Genomic DNA, 1638 nt, shown 5'->3' on the forward strand with positions numbered 1-1638 from the left:
GGAGCGCGGTTTATTGTGCTTGAACCGAGAAAGGCATATCGATTTTTTGCCATTGCGCGCTTTCGTAGTCCAGCGCATCGGCGATGAGGGGGTGTTGCTCCAGCCATTGGGCGTTGATGCGCAAGATAAAGCTGTGGTTGTTTTCATCGACGCGAAGCTGGGTTTGCGGCGGCAAATCAAGCGGCAGGCGCGAGCGACAGAAGAGGGCGGCCAGGCGCAGGGACAACACGGCACACCACATGATTTCGTTGTTGCCGATAATGTCCGCCATTTTCTTGAGGTCGCCGCGATGGCCGATAACCAGTTGCGCCAAAATGGTTTGCTCTTTGCGTGAGAAGCCCGGCATATCGGCGTTTTCGAGAATATAGGCGGAGTGTTTGTGATAGCCGGTATGGGCAATATCCAAACCGATTTCATGCAGACGGCCTGCGCGGCTGAGGTATTGGTTCCACAGGGCAAGCTCTTGAACGGTTACGTTTTTGGCGTGGCACAGGCTGTTCATAAAGGCTTGCGCGGTATCGGCAACGCGTTTGGCTTGGTTGAGGCTGACGTGGTAGCGTTTTTGGAACTCTGCCGTTGTCTGTTCGCGCATATCGACATTGAGGCTGCGGCCGATTAAGTCGTAGAACACACCGTCGCGGAGTGCGGCCTCGGTAACGGTCATTTTAGTCAGCGAGAGTTCTTCAAAAGCCGCCATCATCACGGCCAATCCGCCCGCAAAAACTTCGATGCGTTCGGGTTTGAGGTTTTCAAATTTGGCTTTTTTAACCGAACCGGCTTCGATAATCCTATCGGCAAGATAACGCATGCCTTGGGCGGTAATGTCGGCTTCTTGCGGCAATTCGGCCGCCAAAACGTCGCGTATGGATTTTGCCGAACCGGAGGTGCCGATGGCGAAATCCCAACCGGTACGCTTCATCATTTTGCTGATGCGCTGGATTTCGATACGCGCGGCGGAAACGGCGGCTTGGAAATCTTTGGCGGTCACTTTGTTTTGGAAGAAGCGCATGCTGTACGTTACGCAGCCCAAAGGCAGGCTTTCTGTGGTCAGCGGTTGCAAATCCGAGCCGATGACAAATTCGGTCGAGCCGCCGCCGATGTCGATAACCAGCATTTTGTCGCCTTTGGGCGGCAGGGTATGCACTACGCCGGTGTAAATCAGACGCGCTTCTTCACGGCCGGCGATGACTTCGATGGGAAAACCCAGCGCCGCTTCGGCACGGGGCAGGAATTGGGCGATGTTTTTGGCGACGCGGAAAGTGTTGGTGGCCACCACGCGCACGTTTTCGGGTTGGAATCCGCGCAGGCGTTCGCCAAATTTTGCCAAACATTCCAAGGCTTGTTCTTGAGAGGCTTCGCTCAGGTTTTTTTGTTCGTCCAAGCCGGCGGCAAAGCGAACCATTTGTTTGAACGAGTCGATGACTTTCAGCTGGCCGTTGTTGTTTTCACAAATTTGCAGGCGGAAACTGTTGGAACCCAAGTCGACGGAGGCTAAAACGTTGGCGGGAGAGGTGGTCATAAACAATACCGGTTGATTAGAAAAACCTAAATGTTACTTTAGGCGGTATCACTTGACAATAAAAGGTATACAGCTCTTTGATTCTGCTCATAGATGTATTTTATAATGCTGATTTTAAG

Annotated in this window: 1 protein-coding gene; it reads right to left on the minus strand. The window is 52.9% G+C overall.

Features of this window, described 5'->3' with window-relative positions; all coding sequences use genetic code 11:
• Nucleotides 1-10: 10 nt before the first annotated feature.
• On the minus strand, nucleotides 11-1519 hold the full coding sequence (ppx, locus tag ACTHUT_RS19960; protein WP_250600172.1) for an exopolyphosphatase: 1509 nt from the start codon (nucleotides 1517-1519) through the stop codon (nucleotides 11-13).
• Nucleotides 1520-1638: the final 119 nt, after the last annotated feature.

Source organism: Neisseria sp. P0022.S010 (assembly GCF_051956635.1).